At 70.3% G+C, this 16,846-nt stretch carries 14 protein-coding genes; 1 reads left to right on the forward strand and 13 read right to left on the reverse strand.

The annotated features are described in order from the left end of the window. The first annotated feature begins 172 nt into the window (after positions 1-172). Positions 173-658, forward strand: coding sequence for a hypothetical protein (locus tag IG62_RS0118470; RefSeq protein ID WP_030803783.1), 486 nt, complete (start codon positions 173-175; stop codon positions 656-658). A 182-nt stretch (positions 659-840) separates the two neighbouring features. Here IG62_RS0118470 and nuoN read toward each other — a convergent pair whose 3' ends face one another. Genes nuoN through IG62_RS0118535 form a run of 13 tightly spaced genes read right to left on the reverse strand, consistent with a single transcriptional unit; the run spans position 841 to position 16,844 of the window. Further along, positions 841-2,493, reverse strand: coding sequence for an NADH-quinone oxidoreductase subunit NuoN (gene nuoN, locus IG62_RS0118475; RefSeq protein ID WP_030803786.1), 1,653 nt, complete (start codon positions 2,491-2,493; stop codon positions 841-843). Next, entirely contained in the window at positions 2,490-4,148 is a 1,659-nt protein-coding gene (locus tag IG62_RS0118480; protein ID WP_030803790.1) for an NADH-quinone oxidoreductase subunit M, read from the reverse strand. Before IG62_RS0118480 ends, nuoN begins: the two co-directional genes overlap by 4 nt. 3 nt (positions 4,149-4,151) lie before the next feature. Then, positions 4,152-6,098 (reverse strand): NADH-quinone oxidoreductase subunit L, encoded by a 1,947-nt coding sequence (gene nuoL, locus IG62_RS0118485; protein WP_030803793.1) that lies wholly within the window; start codon positions 6,096-6,098, stop codon positions 4,152-4,154. A gap of 13 nt (positions 6,099-6,111) precedes the next feature. Then, positions 6,112-6,411 carry an NADH-quinone oxidoreductase subunit NuoK gene (gene nuoK / locus IG62_RS0118490; protein ID WP_030283548.1) on the reverse strand — a complete coding sequence of 100 codons (300 nt, stop codon included), beginning with the start codon at positions 6,409-6,411 and terminating at the stop codon, positions 6,112-6,114. Next, the gene (locus IG62_RS0118495; protein ID WP_030803797.1) at positions 6,408-7,271 is read right to left on the reverse strand and encodes an NADH-quinone oxidoreductase subunit J; all 864 of its coding nucleotides are present in this window, start codon (positions 7,269-7,271) and stop codon (positions 6,408-6,410) included. The genes nuoK and IG62_RS0118495 overlap by 4 nt, the downstream gene beginning before the upstream one ends. Continuing rightward, entirely contained in the window at positions 7,268-7,885 is a 618-nt protein-coding gene (nuoI, locus tag IG62_RS0118500; RefSeq protein WP_030803801.1) for an NADH-quinone oxidoreductase subunit NuoI, read from the reverse strand. The genes IG62_RS0118495 and nuoI overlap by 4 nt, the downstream gene beginning before the upstream one ends. Next, the gene (nuoH, locus tag IG62_RS0118505; RefSeq protein WP_030803804.1) at positions 7,878-9,269 is read right to left on the reverse strand and encodes an NADH-quinone oxidoreductase subunit NuoH; all 1,392 of its coding nucleotides are present in this window, start codon (positions 9,267-9,269) and stop codon (positions 7,878-7,880) included. Before nuoH ends, nuoI begins: the two co-directional genes overlap by 8 nt. Then, positions 9,266-11,770, reverse strand: coding sequence for an NADH-quinone oxidoreductase subunit G (locus IG62_RS0118510; protein WP_030803807.1), 2,505 nt, complete (start codon positions 11,768-11,770; stop codon positions 9,266-9,268). Before IG62_RS0118510 ends, nuoH begins: the two co-directional genes overlap by 4 nt. Continuing rightward, the gene (nuoF, locus tag IG62_RS0118515) at positions 11,767-13,149 is read right to left on the reverse strand and encodes an NADH-quinone oxidoreductase subunit NuoF (protein ID WP_030803810.1); all 1,383 of its coding nucleotides are present in this window, start codon (positions 13,147-13,149) and stop codon (positions 11,767-11,769) included. Before nuoF ends, IG62_RS0118510 begins: the two co-directional genes overlap by 4 nt. Then, entirely contained in the window at positions 13,149-14,126 is a 978-nt protein-coding gene (nuoE, locus tag IG62_RS0118520) for an NADH-quinone oxidoreductase subunit NuoE (RefSeq protein ID WP_030803813.1), read from the reverse strand. Before nuoE ends, nuoF begins: the two co-directional genes overlap by 1 nt. Further along, positions 14,123-15,499, reverse strand: coding sequence for an NADH-quinone oxidoreductase subunit D (locus tag IG62_RS0118525; protein WP_030803817.1), 1,377 nt, complete (start codon positions 15,497-15,499; stop codon positions 14,123-14,125). The genes nuoE and IG62_RS0118525 overlap by 4 nt, the downstream gene beginning before the upstream one ends. Beyond that, entirely contained in the window at positions 15,499-16,275 is a 777-nt protein-coding gene (locus tag IG62_RS0118530; RefSeq protein ID WP_030803822.1) for an NADH-quinone oxidoreductase subunit C, read from the reverse strand. Before IG62_RS0118530 ends, IG62_RS0118525 begins: the two co-directional genes overlap by 1 nt. Continuing rightward, a complete protein-coding gene (locus IG62_RS0118535) occupies positions 16,272-16,844 on the reverse strand; it encodes a NuoB/complex I 20 kDa subunit family protein (protein WP_030803825.1) in 573 nt (190 codons plus the stop codon). Before IG62_RS0118535 ends, IG62_RS0118530 begins: the two co-directional genes overlap by 4 nt. Positions 16,845-16,846 lie beyond the last annotated feature (2 nt).

Here is a 16,846-nt window from a genome sequence, read left to right on the forward strand (position 1 = left end):
CAGAAGACGGCATACGAGATAGGAGTCCGTCTCGTGGGCTCGGAGATGTGTATAAGAGACAGGCCCCACACCAACTGCGTACCGGCGTTGATGCAAGAGCGATGACGGGGCGGACGGTGGGGCGGGGCGCTGTTAGCCTCACGGTCCCTGACCCACAACGGAGGAGACGTACGTGCGCAAGGCAGCACAGATCGCCGGGGCGGCAGCCATCGCCGCGATGCTGCTCAGCGGTTGCGGAAGCAGCGGCGGCAACGGCAGCGACAGCAAGCCGAGCAAGACGCCGGAGGCTCCGACGTCGACTCCGGGAGGTGCGGACAAGCCCGCGAGCCCGAAGGCGGTCGAGGGGGCCTGGAAGGCCGGTACGGACAGCAGCCCGCTCGTCCTGGTGATCACCAAGGGCACGGTCGCGTTCAGCAACGGACACAAGTCCGCGTGTCTGGGCAAGGTCCAGGAGATGGCCGGGATGACCATGGCCGCCCTCAAGTGCACCGACGGGGACACCACCCGCACCATGGGCACGCTCAAGGCCGGGTCGGACGGCAAGACCCTGACCGTCGACTGGAAGAACGGCCCCACCGAGAAGTACACCAAGACCGGCGACGGCAGCATGAAGATCCCCGACATGCCCGAGCTGCCGAGCGGGATGCCCAAGAGCTGACCGCCCACCCCGCCGGACCGACCGCTGGTGGGTCGGCCGCCGTGCACGGCGAACGGCCGCCGTCCGGAACCCCCCGAGGGCTCCGGACGGCGGCCGTTGCCGCATGGGGTGATGCGAGCACCGCGAACGCATCCGCGGTTCCGGTCCGGCGGTCGGCCGGGCCGAGGCCGGCCGACCGCCGTTCAGCGCACGAAGACTCCCGCATGCCCTGCCAGGTCGAGGAAGTACTGCGGCGCCAGGCCCAGGACCAGGGTGGCGGTGACGCCGACGGCGATGGCTGTGGAGGTCAACGGGCTGGGCACCGCCACGGTCGGGCCTTCGGCCTTGGGCTCGTTGAAGAACATCACGACGATGACGCGGATGTAGAAGAACGCGGCGATGGCGGAGGAGATCACACCGACCACCACCAGCCAGCCCGCGCCGCTCTGCGCGGCCGCCTTGAAGACCGCGAACTTCCCGGCGAAACCGGAGGTCAGCGGGATGCCGGCGAAGGCCAGCAGGAACACCGCGAAGACCGCGGCGACCAGCGGCGAACGCCGGCCGAGGCCGGCCCACTTGGACAGCTGGGTGGCCTCGCCGCCCGCGTCCCGCACCAGGGTGACGACGGCGAACGCGCCGAGCGTCACGAAGGAGTAGGCGCCCAGGTAGAACAGCACCGAGGAGACGCCGTCCTTACTCGTGGCGATGACACCGGCGAGGATGAACCCGGCGTGCGCGATGGAGGAGTACGCCAGCAGCCGCTTGATGTCGGTCTGGGTGATGGCGACGATCGCGCCGCCCAGCATCGTGATGATCGCGACGCCCCACATCACCGGCCGCCAGTCCCAGCGCATGCCGGGCAGGACGACATACAGCACCCGCAGCAGCGCACCGAACGCGGCGACCTTGGTGGCGGCCGCCATGAAGCCGGTGACCGGCGTCGGGGCGCCCTGGTAGACGTCCGGGGTCCACATGTGGAACGGGACCGCGCCGACCTTGAACAGCAGGCCCATCAGCACCAGCGCCCCGCCGATCAGCAGCAGTGCGTCGTTGCTCATCGTGCCGGCCAGGGCCGGGTCGATCTGCTTGGCGCCGTCCGAGACGACCTCGGCGATCCCGGCGTACGTCACCGTGCCCGCGTATCCGTAGAGCAGGGCGACGCCGAACAGGAGGAAGGCGGAGGAAAACGCGCCGAGGAGGAAGTACTTGAGCGCGGACTCCTGCGACAGCAGCCGCTGGCGGCGGGCGAGAGCGCACAGGATGTACAGCGGGAGGGAGAAGACCTCCAGCGCGACGAAGAGCGTCAGCAGGTCGTTGGCCGCCGGGAAGATCAGCATGCCGCCGACCGCGAAGAGCAGGATCGGGAAGACCTCGGTGGTGGTGAACCCGGCCTTGACGGCGGCCTGTTCGGCGGCGCCGCCGGGGACGGCCGCGGGCTGGGCGGCGAAGGAGTCCACGTGTCTGCCGTGTGCCGCCGGGTCGAGCCGACGCTCGGCGAAGGTGAAGACGGCGATCAGGGAGACCAGCAGGATCGTGCCCTGGAGGAACAGCGCGGGGCCGTCCACGGCGACGGCACCCATCGCGGCGACATGGGCCTTGGACGAGCCGAAGCCGGCGGCTGCCAGGCCGATCACCGCGGCGAACGCGGCGGCCAGCGCCACCAGGGACAGCAGCAGCTGGGAGTAGTAGCGGCTGCGGCGCGGGACGAAGGCTTCGATCATGATGCCGAGCACCGCGGCCCCGAGGACGATCAGGGTGGGCGAGAGCTGGGCGTACTCGATGTGCGGCCCCGGGATCTTGCCCGGTGCTCCGGCCGCCGCTGTCCACAGGCTGTGGACACTTGCCACGGAACTCACTTCGCGGCCTCCACATCTTGATCACTCGCGGCGTGACCGGTCCGGCCGCTGCCGGGCACGGCGTTCACCTGCGCAGTGGGCTTGGGGTCCTTCTTGTCCACGACGGACAGGGTGTGCTCGACCGCCGGGTTGACGAGGTCGGTGAGCGGTTTGGGGTACACGCCGAGGAAGAGCAGCAGCGCGATCAGCGGCGCGACCACCACCAGTTCCCGGGCCCGCAGGTCGGGCATGGCGCTGACCTCGCTCTTCACCGGCCCGGTCATCGTCCGCTGGTAGAGGACGAGGACGTAGAGCGCGGCGAGGACGATGCCGAGGGTGGCGATGACGCCGATGACCGGGTGGCGGCTGAACGTGCCGACCAGGACGAGGAATTCGCTGACGAACGGGGCCAGGCCGGGCAGGGAGAGGGTGGCCAGGCCGCCGATCAGGAACGTGCCGGCGAGCATGGGGGCGACCTTCTGGACGCCGCCGAAGTCCGCGATGAGCCGGGAGCCGCGGCGGCTGATGAGGAAGCCGGCGACCAGCATCAGGGCGGCGGTCGAGATGCCGTGGTTGACCATGTAGAGCGTGGCGCCGCCCTGGCCCTGGGACGTCATGGCGAAGATGCCCAGGATGATGAAGCCGAAGTGGGAGATCGAGGCGTAGGCGATCAGCCGCTTGATGTCGCGCTGGGCGACCGCGAGCAGGGCGCCGTAGACGATGCTGATCAGGGCGAGGATCAGGATGACGGGGGTGGCCCAGCTGCTGGCCTGCGGGAAGAGCTGGAGGCAGAAGCGGAGCATGGCGAAGGTGCCGACCTTGTCGACCACGGCGGTGATCAGGACGGCGACGGGGGCGGTCGATTCGCTCATGGCGCCGGGCAGCCAGGTGTGCAGCGGCCAGAGCGGGGCCTTGACGGCGAAGGCGAAGAAGAAGCCGAGGAACAGCAGGCGTTCGGTGGTGGTGCCGAGGTCCAGCTGCCCGGCCGCGCGGGCGTCGACGATCTGCGTCAGGGAGAAGGTGCCGGTGCCGAGCTGGTCGGCGGTGACGGCGTACAGCCCGATGACCGCGGCCAGCATGATCAGTCCGCCGGCGAGGTTGTAGAGCAGGAACTTCACCGCCGCCTGCGACCTGCGGCCCGCGGAGCGTTCCTCGCCGTCGGCGCCGGCGCGGTCCCCGAAGCCTCCGATGAGGAAGTACATCGGGATCAGCATGGCTTCGAAGAAGATGTAGAAGAGGAAGACGTCGGTGGCCTCGAAGGAGATCACCACCATCGCCTCGACGGCGAGGATCAGGGCGAAGAAGCCCTGGGTGGGCCGCCAGCGCCGGTTGGGCGTTGCCTCCTCCAGCGTGTCGGCGTCGTGCCAGCCGGCCAGGATGACGAACGGGACGAGCAGGGCGGTCAGCGCGATCAGGGCGACCGCGATGCCGTCGACGCCGAGTTCGTAGCGGACCCCGAAGTCGCGGATCCAGGCGTGCGATTCGGTGAGCTGGAAGGGGCCCTTGGCGCCGGGGTCGAAGCGGAACGCGACGACCAGGGCGAGCGCGAAGGTGAGGAGGGAGAAGAGCAGCGCGAGCCATTTGGCCGCGGTGCGCTTGGCGGCGGGCAGCGCGGCGGTGGCGATCGCGCCGATCGCCGGTACCACGGCCGTCGCCGTCAGCAGGGGAAACGACATGGCTCAGACACCCCTCATCAGCAGGGTCGCGGCGACGAGTACGGCGGCCCCGCCCAGCATCTGGACCGCGTAGGAGCGGACGAAGCCGCTCTGCAACTGGCGGAGCAGGCCGGAGAGTCCGCCCATGGAGGCGGCCGTGCCGTTGACCGCGCCGTCCACCAGGGTGTGGTCGAGCTGGACGAGGGTGGTGGTCAGGTGGCCGCCGCCGCGGACGAAGACGATGTCGTTGAAGTCGTCCTGGAGGAGGTCGCGGCGGGCGGCGCGGGTGAGCAGCGAGCCGCGGGGGGCGAGCGACGGGACCGGCCGGCGGCCGTACATCAGCCAGGCGACGCCGACGCCGAGGAGGAGGACGGCGATGGTGGCGGCGGTAACGGTCGTGGCGCTGACCGGGGGGTGACCGTGCGCGAAGGAGGTGACGGGCTCCAGCCACTTCACGAAGGCCTCGTTGAGGCTGAACAGGCCGCCGGCGAAGACCGATCCGATGGCCAGCACGATCATGGGGAGGGTCATGACCTTCGGCGACTCGTGCGGGTGCGGCGGAGCGTACTCGCCCCTGGTCTCGGCCGCGGGCTCGACGGAGGGCTGGTCGGGCGACGGGGTGGGTGCCTTGCGCCAGCGCTCCTCGCCGAAGAAGGTCATCAGCATCACCCGGGTCATGTAGAACGCGGTGATCGCGGCGCCCAGGAGGGCCGCGCCGCCGAGGATCCAGCCCTCTGTGCCGCCCTTGGCGAACGCCGCCTCGATGATCTTGTCCTTGGAGAAGAAGCCGGACAGGCCGGGGAAGCCGATGATCGCGAGATAGCCGAGGCCGAAGGTGACGAAGGTGACCGGCATGTACTTGCGCAGGCCGCCGTAACGGCGCATGTCCACCTCGTCGTTCATGCCGTGCATCACCGAGCCGGCGCCGAGGAAGAGGCCCGCCTTGAAGAAGCCGTGGGTGACCAGGTGCATGATCGCGAAGGCGTAGCCGATCGGGCCCAGGCCGGCGGCCAGGATCATGTAGCCGATCTGCGACATCGTCGAGCCGGCGAGGGCCTTCTTGATGTCGTCCTTGGCGCAACCGACGATCGCACCGAAGAGGAGGGTGACCGCGCCGACCGCGACGACGGCGGTCTGGGCGTCCGGTGCGGCGTTGAAGATCGCCCCGGAGCGGGTGATCAGATACACGCCGGCGGTGACCATCGTGGCGGCGTGGATCAGGGCGGAGACCGGGGTGGGGCCCTCCATGGCGTCCCCGAGCCAGGACTGCAGCGGTACCTGGGCGGACTTGCCGCAGGCGGCCAGCAGCAGCATCAGCCCGATGGCGGTGAGCTTGCCCTCGGAGGTGGCGCCGGTGGAGGCGAGCACCGGGCCGAACGCGAACGTCCCGAACGTCGTGAACATCAGCATGATCGCAATGGACAGGCCCATGTCGCCGACGCGGTTGACGAGGAACGCCTTCTTGGCGGCGGTGGCCGCGCTCGGCTTGTGCTGCCAGAAGCCGATGAGGAGGTACGAGGCGAGGCCGACGCCCTCCCAACCGACGTACAGCAGGAGGTAGTTGTCGGCGAGGACGAGCAGCAGCATCGCCGCGAGGAAGAGGTTGAGGTAGCCGAAGAAGCGGCGGCGCCGTTCGTCGTGCTCCATGTAGCCGATCGAGTAGACGTGGATCAGTGAGCCGACGCCGGTGATCAACAGGACGAAGGTCATGGACAGCTGGTCGAGCTGGAAGGCGACGTCGGCACGGAAGCCGCCGACCGGGATCCAGGTGAACAGGTGCTGGTGCAGCGCCCGGTGGTCGGCGCTCCTGCCGAGCATGTCGGCGAAGAGCGCCACCCCGACGGCGAACGACGCCGCCGCGAAGAGGGTGCCGAGCCAGTGGCCGGTGCGGTCGAGCCGTTTTCCGCCGCACAGCAGCAGGGCCGCACCGACCAGCGGTGCCGCGACGAGCAGCGCGATCAAGTTCTCCACTTTGGGCGACCCCTTACAGCTTCATCAGGCTGGCGTCGTCGACCGAGGCCGTATGACGGGTGCGGAAGATCGTCACGATGATCGCCAGGCCGACCACGACCTCGGCCGCGGCGACGACCATCGTGAAGAAGGCGATGATCTGGCCGTCCAGATTCCCGTGCAGGCGGGAGAAGGTGACGAAGGCGAGGTTGCAGGCGTTGAGCATCAGCTCGATGCACATGAACACCACGATGGCGTTCCGCCTGATCAGCACCCCGGCCGCGCCGATGGTGAACAGCAGGGCGGCGAGATAGAGGTAGTAGACCGGGTTCATTTCTTGGCCCCCTCCTTGTGCTCCTTCGGCGACGCGCCACCGGACGGCGGGGCTTCGGGCTGCTCGCCGGAGCCGCGGCCGAGCCAGTCCTCGGAGCGCCGCTCCAGCGCCTTCAGCTCGGCGAGCGACTCGCGGGAGACGTCCCGGATCTGGCCGCGGGCGCGCAGTGTCGGATTGACGGTCAGCTCGGACGGGGTGCCGTCGGGCAGCAGGCCGGGGATGTCCACGGCGTTGTGCCGGGCGTAGACGCCGGGGGCGGGCAGCGGCGGCACCTGCTTGCCTTCGCGGACGCGGGCCTCGGACTGCTCGCGCTGGGTCCTGGCGCGCTCGGTGCGCTCCCGGTGGGTGAGCACCATCGCGCCGACGGCCGCGGTGATCAGCAGGGCGCCGGTGACTTCGAAGGCGAAGACGTACTTGGTGAAGATGAGCGCGGCCAGGCCCTGGACGTTGCCTCCGGCGTTGGCCTCGCCCAGGCCGTTGAACTCCTTGAGGGAGGCGTTGCCGATGCCGGCGATCAGCAGGATGCCGAAGCCGAGGCCCAGTCCGGCGGCGAGCCAGCGCTGGCCCTTGAGCGTCTCCTTGAGGGAGTCCGCGGCGGTGACGCCGACGAGCATGACGACGAACAGGAACAGCATCATGATCGCGCCGGTGTAGACGACGATCTGCACGACGCCGAGGAAGTACGCGCCGTTGGCGAGGTAGAAGACCGCCAGGACGATCATGGTGCCGGCGAGCGACAGGGCGCTGTGCACGGCCCGCTTCATCAGGATCGTGCCGAGGGCGCCGACGACGGCGACGATGCCCAGGAGCCAGAACTGGACGGCCTCGCCGGTGGAGGCCGCGGCGGCGAGGGAGATCATCGCTCGGTCACCTCCCCCGCGGCGGGCTCCTGCGGACCGGTCGTGGCCGCGGCCTCCTGGGGCTTCTCGCCCTTGGAGCGGGCCACTTGGCGGACCGTCCCCGGGGCGGCCTCGGTCACCAGGCCGCTGTAGTAGTCCTTCTCCGTCATGCCGGGGTGGATGGCGTGCGGCGTGTCGACCATCGTGTCCTCCAGGCCGGCGAGCAGCTCCTCCTTGGTGTAGATGAGCGAGGCGCGGGACCGGTCGGCGAGTTCGTACTCATTGGTCATGGTCAGTGCGCGGGTGGGGCAGGCCTCCACGCACAGGCCGCACAGGATGCAGCGCAGGTAGTTGATCTGGTAGACGCGGCCGTAGCGCTCGCCGGGGGAGTAGCGCTCCTCGTCGGTGTTGTCCGCGCCCTCGACGTAGATCGCGTCGGCCGGGCAGGCCCAGGCGCACAGCTCGCAGCCGACGCACTTCTCCAGCCCGTCGGGGTGGCGGTTGAGCTGATGGCGGCCGTGGAAGCGCGGCGCCGTCGGCTTCTTCTCCTCCGGGTACTGCTCGGTCAGCCGCTTCTTGAACATGGCCTTGAAGGTCACGCCGAAGCCGGCCACGGGGTTCTGGAACTCAGGCACCGTCGCCCCCCTTTCCGTCGATTGCGTTTCCGTCACTGACAGTGTCCACCTGGCCACTGACAATCAACTCGCGGTCTCCCCCGCGCGGGCGCCGGCGCGGCACCGGCGGCAGGCTCTGTCCGGGCAGCGGTGGCACCGGGAACCCGCCGGCCATCGGGTCGAACGCCCCCTCGCCGTCCGGCTCCTCCTCCTTCTCGCCGCGCCGGAAGAAGTCCACCAGCAGGGAGATCAGCAGCAGCGCGACCGCGCCGCCGGCGACGTAGAGCACGATCTGGGAGAAGTCGTAGCCCTCGTTCTTCAGCGCCCGGACGGTGGCGACGAGCATCAGCCAGACCAGCGAGATCGGGATGAGGACCTTCCAGCCCAGCTTCATCAGCTGGTCGTAGCGCACGCGGGGGAGCGTGCCGCGCAGCCAGATGAAGAAGAACAGCAGCAGCTGCACCTTGATCGTGAACCACAGCATCGGCCACCAGCCGTGGTTCGCGCCCTCCCAGAACGCCGAGATCGGGTACGGGGCCCGCCAGCCGCCGAGGAAGAGGGTGGTCGCGACCGCCGAGACCGTCACCATGTTCACGTACTCGGCGAGCATGAACATCGCGAACTTGATGGACGAGTACTCGGTGTTGAAGCCGCCGACGAGGTCGCCCTCGGACTCCGGCATGTCGAACGGCGCCCGGTTGGTCTCCCCCACCATCGTCGCGATGTAGATGAGGAACGACACCGGCAGCAGCAGGATGTACCACCTGTTCGCCTGCGACTCCACGATGGTGGAGGTCGACATCGACCCGGAGTACAGGAAGACCGAGGCGAAGGCGGCGCCCATCGCGATCTCGTACGAGATCATCTGCGCGCACGAGCGGAGACCGCCGAGCAGCGGGTACGTCGAGCCGGAGGACCAGCCCGCCAGCACGATGCCGTAGATGCCGATCGACGCGGTGGCCAGGATGTACAGGATGCCGATGGGCAGGTCGGTCAGCTGCATCGTGGTGCGCTGCCCGAAGATCGAGACCTCGTTGCCGGCCGGGCCGAACGGGATCACCGCGATCGCCATGAACGCCGGGATGGCCGCCACGATCGGCGCGAGGACGTAGACGACCTTGTCGGCCCGCCGGACGACCAGGTCCTCCTTCAGCATCAGCTTGATGCCGTCGGCGAGCGACTGGAGCATGCCCCAGGGCCCGTGCCGGTTGGGGCCGATGCGCAGCTGCATCCAGGCGACGACCTTGCGCTCCCACACGATGGAGAACAGCACCGTCAGCATCAGGAACGCGAAGCAGAAGACCGCCTTGACGACGACCAGCCACCACGGGTCGCGGCCGAACATCGACAGGTCCTCCTGGGCCAGCGCGGTCTGCGCGGCGGCCAGTTGACCGAGCTGCATCATGCGTCCACCTCCTTGGCCGGCTCCGGCGTGCCCGGGGCGGCGGAGATCCTCACCAGTTCGCCGGGGCGCGCACCGGTGTCGGCGGCGACGCCCCCGCCCGTGGAGTTCAGCGGCAGCCACACCACCCGGTCGGGCATCGGCGTGACCGCGAGCGGCAGCCGCACCGAGCCGGCCGGCCCGCTGACCGCCAGCAGGTCGCCGTCCTTGACGCCGGTCTCGGCGGCGGTGGCCTCCGACAGCCGGGCGACGGCGGCGTGCCGGGTGCCGGCCAACGCCTCGTCGCCTTCCTGGAGGACGCCCTGGTCCAGCAGCAGCCGGTGCCCGGCGAGCACCGCCTCGCCGGTGCCGGGCCGGGGCAGCGGCCGCCCGCTCTCCAGCGGGTCGCCCGCGTACGGGCCGTCCCAGCTGCCGAGCCGGGTCAGCTCGCGGCGTACGGAGGCGACGTCCGGCAGTGCCAGGTGGACGTCGAGGGCGTCGGCGAGCATGTGCAGCACCCGGGAGTCCGGCAGCAGATGGCGGCGGGTCATCTGGTCGGGCTTGAGCGCGGCGTCGAACAGCCGGGCCCGGCCCTCCCAGTTCAGAAACGTTCCGGCCTTCTCCACCACGGCCGCCACCGGGAGGACCACATCGGCCCGCTCGGTGACCGCGGAGGGCCGCAGCTCCAGGCTGACCAGGAAACCGACCTCGTCCAGGGCGGTCAGCGCCCGGGCCGGGTCCGGCAGGTCGGCGACCTCGACACCGGCCACCAGCAGCGCGCTCAGCTCACCGGTCGCCGCGGCCTCGATGATCTGGCCGGTGTCCCGGCCGTGCCGGTGCGGCAGCGCGGCGACGCCCCAGGCGGCGGCGACCTCGTCGCGGGCCCGCGGGTCGGTGGCCGGCCGGCCGCCGGGCAGCAGGCCCGGCAGCGCGCCCGCCTCCACGGCGCCGCGTTCGCCCGCCCGCCGCGGGATCCACACCAGCTGCGCGCCGGTCGCGTCGGCGGCGCGCGCCGCGGCGGTCAGCGCGCCCGGCACCGCCGCCAGCCGCTCACCGACGACGATCACCGCGCCGGCCGCGCGCAGCGCCTCGGCCGCGGCGTGCCCCGCACCCGAGAGGTCGGCGCCGCCGGCCAGCGCGTCCAGCCATTCCGTTTCGGTGCCGGGCGCGGCCGGCAGCAGCGTCCCGCCGGCCTTGATCAGCCCGCGGGAGGCGTAGGCGGCGAGCCCGAAGGTGCGCTGCCCGTACTTGCGGTGGGCCTTGCGCAGCCGCAGGAAGACGCCGGGTGCCTCCTCCTCCGCCTCGATGCCCGCCAGCAGCACGGCCGGCGCCTTCTCCAGGGCGGTGTACGTGACCCCGTCGCCCCCGAGGTCACGGCCGCGGCCGGCGACCCGGGCGGCCAGGAAGTCCGCCTCCTCGGCGCTGTGCACCCGCGCCCGGAAGTCGATGTCGTTGGTGTGCAGCGCGATCCGGGCGAACTTGGCGTACGCGTAGGCGTCCTCGACGGTGAGCCGGCCGCCGGTCAGCACACCCGTACGGCCCTTGGCCGCGGCCAGTCCGCGGGCCGCGGCGTCCAGGGCCACCGGCCAGCTCGCCGGCTCCAGTTCCCCGGACTCGGCATTGCGCACCAACGGGTGCTCCAGCCGGTCACGCTGCTGCGCGTACCGGAAGGCGAAGCGCCCCTTGTCGCAGACCCACTCCTCGTTGACCTCCGGGTCGTGGGCGGCCAGCCGCCGCATGACCTTGCCGCGCCGGTGGTCGGTACGCGTCGCGCAGCCGCCCGCGCAGTGCTCGCACACCGACGGCGACGACACCAGGTCGAAGGGGCGGGAGCGGAAGCGGTAGGCGGCCGAGGTGAGCGCGCCGACCGGGCAGATCTGGATGGTGTTGCCGGAGAAGTACGACTGGAAGGGGTCGCCTTCCCCCGTGCCGACCTGCTGGAGCGCACCGCGCTCGACCAGCTCGATCATCGGGTCGCCGGCGATCTGGTTGCTGAAGCGGGTGCACCGCGCACACAGCACGCAGCGCTCGCGGTCCAGCAGCACCTGGGTGGAGATCGGCACCGGCTTGGCGAACGTGCGCTTCTTTCCCTCGAAGCGCGAGTCCGGGTCGCCGACCTGCATCGCCTGGTTCTGCAGCGGGCACTCGCCGCCCTTGTCGCAGACCGGGCAGTCCAGCGGGTGGTTGATCAGCAGCAGCTCCATCACGCCGCGCTGCGCCTTCTCGGCCACCGGGGACGTCAGCTGCGACTTGACGACCATGCCGTCGGTGCAGGTGATCGTGCAGGACGCCATCGGCTTGCGCTGGCCCTCGACCTCGACGATGCACTGCCGGCAGGCGCCCGCGGGGTCCAGCAGCGGGTGGTCGCAGAAGCGCGGGATCTCGATGCCGAGGAGTTCGGCGGCGCGGATGACCAGCGTCCCCTTGGGGACGGAGATCTCGATGCCGTCGATCGTCAGGGTGACGAGGTCCTCCGGGGGGATGGCGGCGGAGCCGCCGCTCGACCCCGTAGTGGTGACGGTCATGCATTCACCCCCAGGTGAGCGTCGTTGTCGGCCCACAGGGTCGACTTGGCGGGGTCGAACGGGCAGCCCTTGCCGGTGATGTGCTGCTCGTACTCCTCGCGGAAGTACGTGAGCGAGGAGAAGATCGGCGAGGCGGCGCCGTCGCCGAGCGCGCAGAACGACTTGCCGTTGATGTTGTCGGCGATGTCGGCGATCTTGTCGAGGTCGGTCATGCGGGCCCTGCCCGCCTCGATGTCGCGCAGCAACTGCACCAGCCAGTACGTCCCTTCACGGCACGGTGTGCACTTGCCGCAGGACTCGTGCGCGTAGAACTCGGTCCAGCGGGTGACCGCCCGCACGACACAGGTGGTCTCGTCGAAGCACTGCAGCGCCTTGGTGCCGAGCATCGAGCCGGCCGCGCCGACGCCCTCGTAGTCGAGGGGCACGTCGAGGTGCTCGCCGGTGAACATCGGCGTGGAGGAGCCGCCGGGCGTCCAGAACTTCAGCCGGTGGCCGCGGCGCATCCCGCCGCTCATGTCGAGCAGCTGGCGCAGGGTGATGCCCAACGGGGCTTCGTACTGGCCCGGGTTGGCGACGTGGCCGCTGAGCGAGTAGAGCGTGAAGCCCGGGGACTTCTCACTGCCCATCGACCTGAACCAGTCCTTGCCCTTGTTCAGGATCGCGGGAACCGACGCGATGGATTCGACGTTGTTGACGACAGTGGGGCAGGCGTAGAGGCCGGCCACCGCCGGGAAGGGAGGACGCAGCCGGGGCTGTCCGCGACGGCCCTCCAGGGAATCGAGCAGCGCGGTTTCCTCACCGCAGATGTACGCGCCGGCGCCCGCGTGCACGATCACGTCCAGGTCGAGTCCCGACCCCAGGATGTTCTTTCCGAGCAAGCCCGCCGCGTAGGCCTCGCGCACGGCTTCGTGCAGCCGGCGCAGCACGGGTACGACCTCACCGCGCAGATAGATGAAGGCGTGGTGCGCACGGATCGCGTGACAGGCGATCACGATCCCTTCGATGAGGGCATGCGGGTTCGCGAAGAGGAGGGGGATGTCCTTGCAGGTCCCCGGCTCCGATTCGTCGGCGTTGACAACGAGATAGTGCGGTTTGCCGTCGCCCTGCGGAATGAACTGCCATTTCATTCCGGTGGGGAAGCCCGCGCCGCCGCGGCCGCGCAGACCGGAGTCCTTGACGTAGGCGATGACGTCGTCGGGGGACATCGCGAGCGCCTTGCGCAGGCCCTCGTAGCCCTCGTGCCGGCGGTAGGTTTCCAGCGTCCAGGCCTCGGGCTGGTCCCAGAAGGCGGACAGGACGGGCACGAGGAGCTTCTCGGGGCTGGTCTCTCCCCCGGCCGGTGGCCGGGAGGAGCCCCCGTATTCGGCTGCCACGGTCATCACTCCCCCTCCTCTGCGGTGGGCCCGGCCGTATCGTCGCCGCGGGGCGGAGCCCCTCCGTCCGGGGCGGTGGTGGGAGACGGGTGGGCCGTGTCGGAGGCCGAGGTTTCCTGCGGGGCGTCGTGGGAGCTGGGGTGTCCCGCGGGTGCCTGCTCGCCGGGGTGGCCGCCGGGGGGTTCGCCGGCGGTGCCCTCCTCGGGACGGCCGCCCTCGCCGGCACGGGGCGAGACGACGTGATCGGCGCCGGCGCCGGGGCCGGGCGCGGCCTCGCCCTTGGCCAGGCGGAGCCCGATCAGCGAGGCGGGGCCGGCGCTCCCGGTGGCGGCGGTGGCGCCCGGCCGCTCGTCGGGGAATCCGGCGAGGATGCGGGCGGTCTCCTTGAAGGTGCACAGCGGCGCGCCGCGGGTGGGCTCGACGGGCCGGCCGGCCCGCAGGTCGTCGACGAGCTGCCGGGCGGACTCCGGCGTCTGGTTGTCGAAGAACTCCCAGTTGACCATCACGACGGGCGCGAAGTCGCAGGCGGCGTTGCACTCGATGTGTTCGAGGGTGACGGCGCCGTCCTCGGTGGTCTCGCCGTTGCCGACGCCGAGGTGCTCCTGGAGCTCCTCGAAGATGGCGTCGCCGCCCATCACCGCGCACAGCGTGTTGGTGCAGACCCCGACCTGGTAGTCGCCGCCGGCCTTGCGCCGGTACATGGAGTAGAAGGTCGAGACGGCGGTGACCTCGGCGGTGGTCAGGTCCAGCAGTTCGGCGCAGAAGCGGATGCCGGTGCGGGTGACGTGCCCGTCCTCGGCCTGGACGAGGTGCAGCAGCGGCAGCAGCGCCGAGCGCGGGCCGGGGTAGCGGGCGATCACCTCCTTGGCGTCCGCCTCCAGCCGGGCCCGGACGTCGGCCGGGTAGTCGGGGGCGGGGAGCGCGGGCATCCCCAGACTGGTGGGGCTTGCGGGGGCTCCCTGCGGAGAAGACGCAGTGGTCACCGGTCGACGCCTCCCATCACGGGGTCGATGGACGCGACGGCGACGATGACGTCGGCGACCTGGCCGCCTTCGCACATCGCCGCCATGGCCTGCAGGTTGGTGAAGGACGGGTCGCGGAAGTGCACCCGGTAGGGGCGGGTGCCGCCGTCGCTGACCGCGTGCACGCCCAGCTCACCCTTGGGGGACTCGACGGCCGCGTAGGCCTGTCCGGGCGGGACCCGGAAGCCCTCGGTCACGAGCTTGAAGTGGTGGATCAGGGCCTCCATCGAGGTGCCCATGATCTTCTTGATGTGGTCGAGGGAGTTGCCCAGGCCGTCCGGCCCGAGGGCCAGCTGGGCGGGCCAGGCGATCTTCTTGTCGGCGACCATCACCGGCCCGGGTTCGAGCCGGTCCAGGCACTGCTCGATGATCCGCAGCGACTGCCGCATCTCCTCCAGCCGGACCAGGAAGCGCCCGTAGGCGTCGCAGGTGTCGGCGGTCGGGATGTCGAACTCGTAGTCCTCATAACCGCAGTACGGCTGGGTCTTGCGCAGGTCGTGCGGCAGGCCGGCGGAGCGCACGATCGGCCCGGTGGCGCCGGTGGCCATGCAGCCGGCCAGGTCGAGGTAGCCGATGCCTTCCATGCGGCCCTTGAAGACCGGATTGCCGGTGGCGAGCTTGTCGTACTCGGGGAGGTTCTTGCGCATCTTCTTGACGAAGGCGCGCACCTGGTCGACCGCGCCCGGGGGCAGGTCCTGGGCCAGGCCGCCGGGCCGGATGTAGGCGTGGTTCATCCGCAGGCCGGTGATCAGCTCGTAGATGTCGAGGATCAGCTCGCGGTCCCGGAAGCCGTAGATCATGATCGTGGTGGCGCCCAGCTCCATGCCGCCGGTGGCGATGCACACCAGGTGGGAGGAGAGCCGGTTGAGTTCCATCAGCATCACGCGGACGACCGAGGCCCGGTCGGGGATGTCGTCGGTGATGCCGAGCAGCTTCTCCACGGCCAGGCAGTAGGCCGTCTCGTTGAAGAAGGGGGTGAGGTAATCCATCCTCGTGACGAAGGTGGTGCCCTGCGTCCAGGTCCGGTATTCGAGGTTCTTCTCGATGCCGGTGTGCAGATAGCCGATGCCGCAGCGGGCCTCGGTGACGGTCTCCCCGTCGATCTCCAGGATCAGCCGGAGCACGCCGTGCGTGGACGGGTGCTGCGGCCCCATGTTGACGATGATCCGCTCGTCGTCGGACTTCGCCGCGGACGCCGCGACCTCGTCCCAGTCGCCGCCGGTGACGTTGTAGACGGTGCCCTCGGTGGTCTCCCGGGCGAGCGACTCGGTGGTGTCGAAGTCGCTGGACGTGCGGTGGTCGTTCGGGGAGTGGGAGTGCGGTGCAGTAGTCATCAGCTGTACGACCTCCGCTGGTCGGGAGCCGGGATCTGGGCGCCCTTGTACTCGACGGGAATGCCGCCGAGCGGGTAGTCCTTGCGCTGCGGGAAGCCCTGCCAGTCGTCCGGCATCATGATCCGGGTCAGCGCGGGATGGCCGTCGAAGACCAGGCCGAAGAAGTCGTAGGTCTCGCGCTCGTGCCAGTCGTTGGTCGGGTAGACCTCGACGAGCGAGGGGATGTGCGGGTCCGCGTCCGGGGCGGAGACCTCCAGCCGGATCAGCCGGTTGTGGGTGATCGAGCGCAGGTGGTAGACGGCGTGCAGCTCGCGGCCCTTGTCGCCGGGGAAGTGGACGCCGCTGACGCCGGTACACAGCTCGAAGCGGAGCGCCGGGTCGTCGCGCAGGATCCGGGCGACCGCCGGCAGGTACTCCCGCTCGATGTGGAAGGTCAGCTCGCCGCGGTCGACGACGGTCTTGTCGATGACGTTCTCGGGGACCAGGCCCTGTTCGTCGAGGGCGCCTTCGAGTTCGTCGGCGATCTCGTCGAAGTCGCCGTACGCCCCCGGGGCGCCGGGCCCGCCGTACGGCCGGGAGGTCGCGCCGGGCAGCCGGACGGTGCGGACCAGGCCGCCGTAGCCGCTGGTGTCACCGCCGTTGTTGGCACCGAACATCCCGCGGCGGGTGGCAATCACCTCGCCGGTGTCGTCGCGCTGCGCCGGTACGGCGTCGTCGTTGGCGTTGCCGCCGTGCGGCTCGTCGTCCGGACGCTCGGGGTTCTTCTGCTCACTCACCGCAGCAGCCCTTTCTTTTCGGACGAAAGAGGCATCTCGATCAGCGGGAGCGCCTTGAGCGCCGCTTCCTCGGCCTCGCGGGCGGCCTGCTGCTGGTTCACCCCGAGCTTGGTGTGCTGGATCTTGTCGTGCAGCTTGAGGATGGCGTCCATCAGCATTTCGGGGCGCGGCGGGCAGCCCGGGAGATAGATGTCGACGGGCACGATGTGGTCGACGCCCTGCACGATCGCGTAGTTGTTGAACATGCCGCCCGAGGAGGCGCAAACCCCCATGGAGATCACCCACTTCGGGTTCGGCATCTGGTCGTAGACCTGCCGCAGCACGGGGGCCATCTTCTGGCTGACCCGGCCGGCCACGATCATCAGGTCCGCCTGCCGCGGGGAGCCGCGGAAGACCTCCATGCCGAAGCGGGCCAGGTCGTAGCGGCCGGCGCCGGTCGTCATCATCTCGATGGCGCAGCAGGCCAGCCCGAAGGTCGCCGGGAAGACCGATGACTTGCGCACCCAGCCGGCGGCCTGTTCGACGGTGGTCAGCAGGAAGCCGCTGGGCAGTTTCTCTTCAAGTCCCATGG

The organism is Streptomyces sp. NRRL S-337 (assembly GCF_000720175.1).
GTDB classification, from domain to species: Bacteria; Actinomycetota; Actinomycetes; order Streptomycetales; family Streptomycetaceae; genus Streptomyces; species Streptomyces siderophoricus.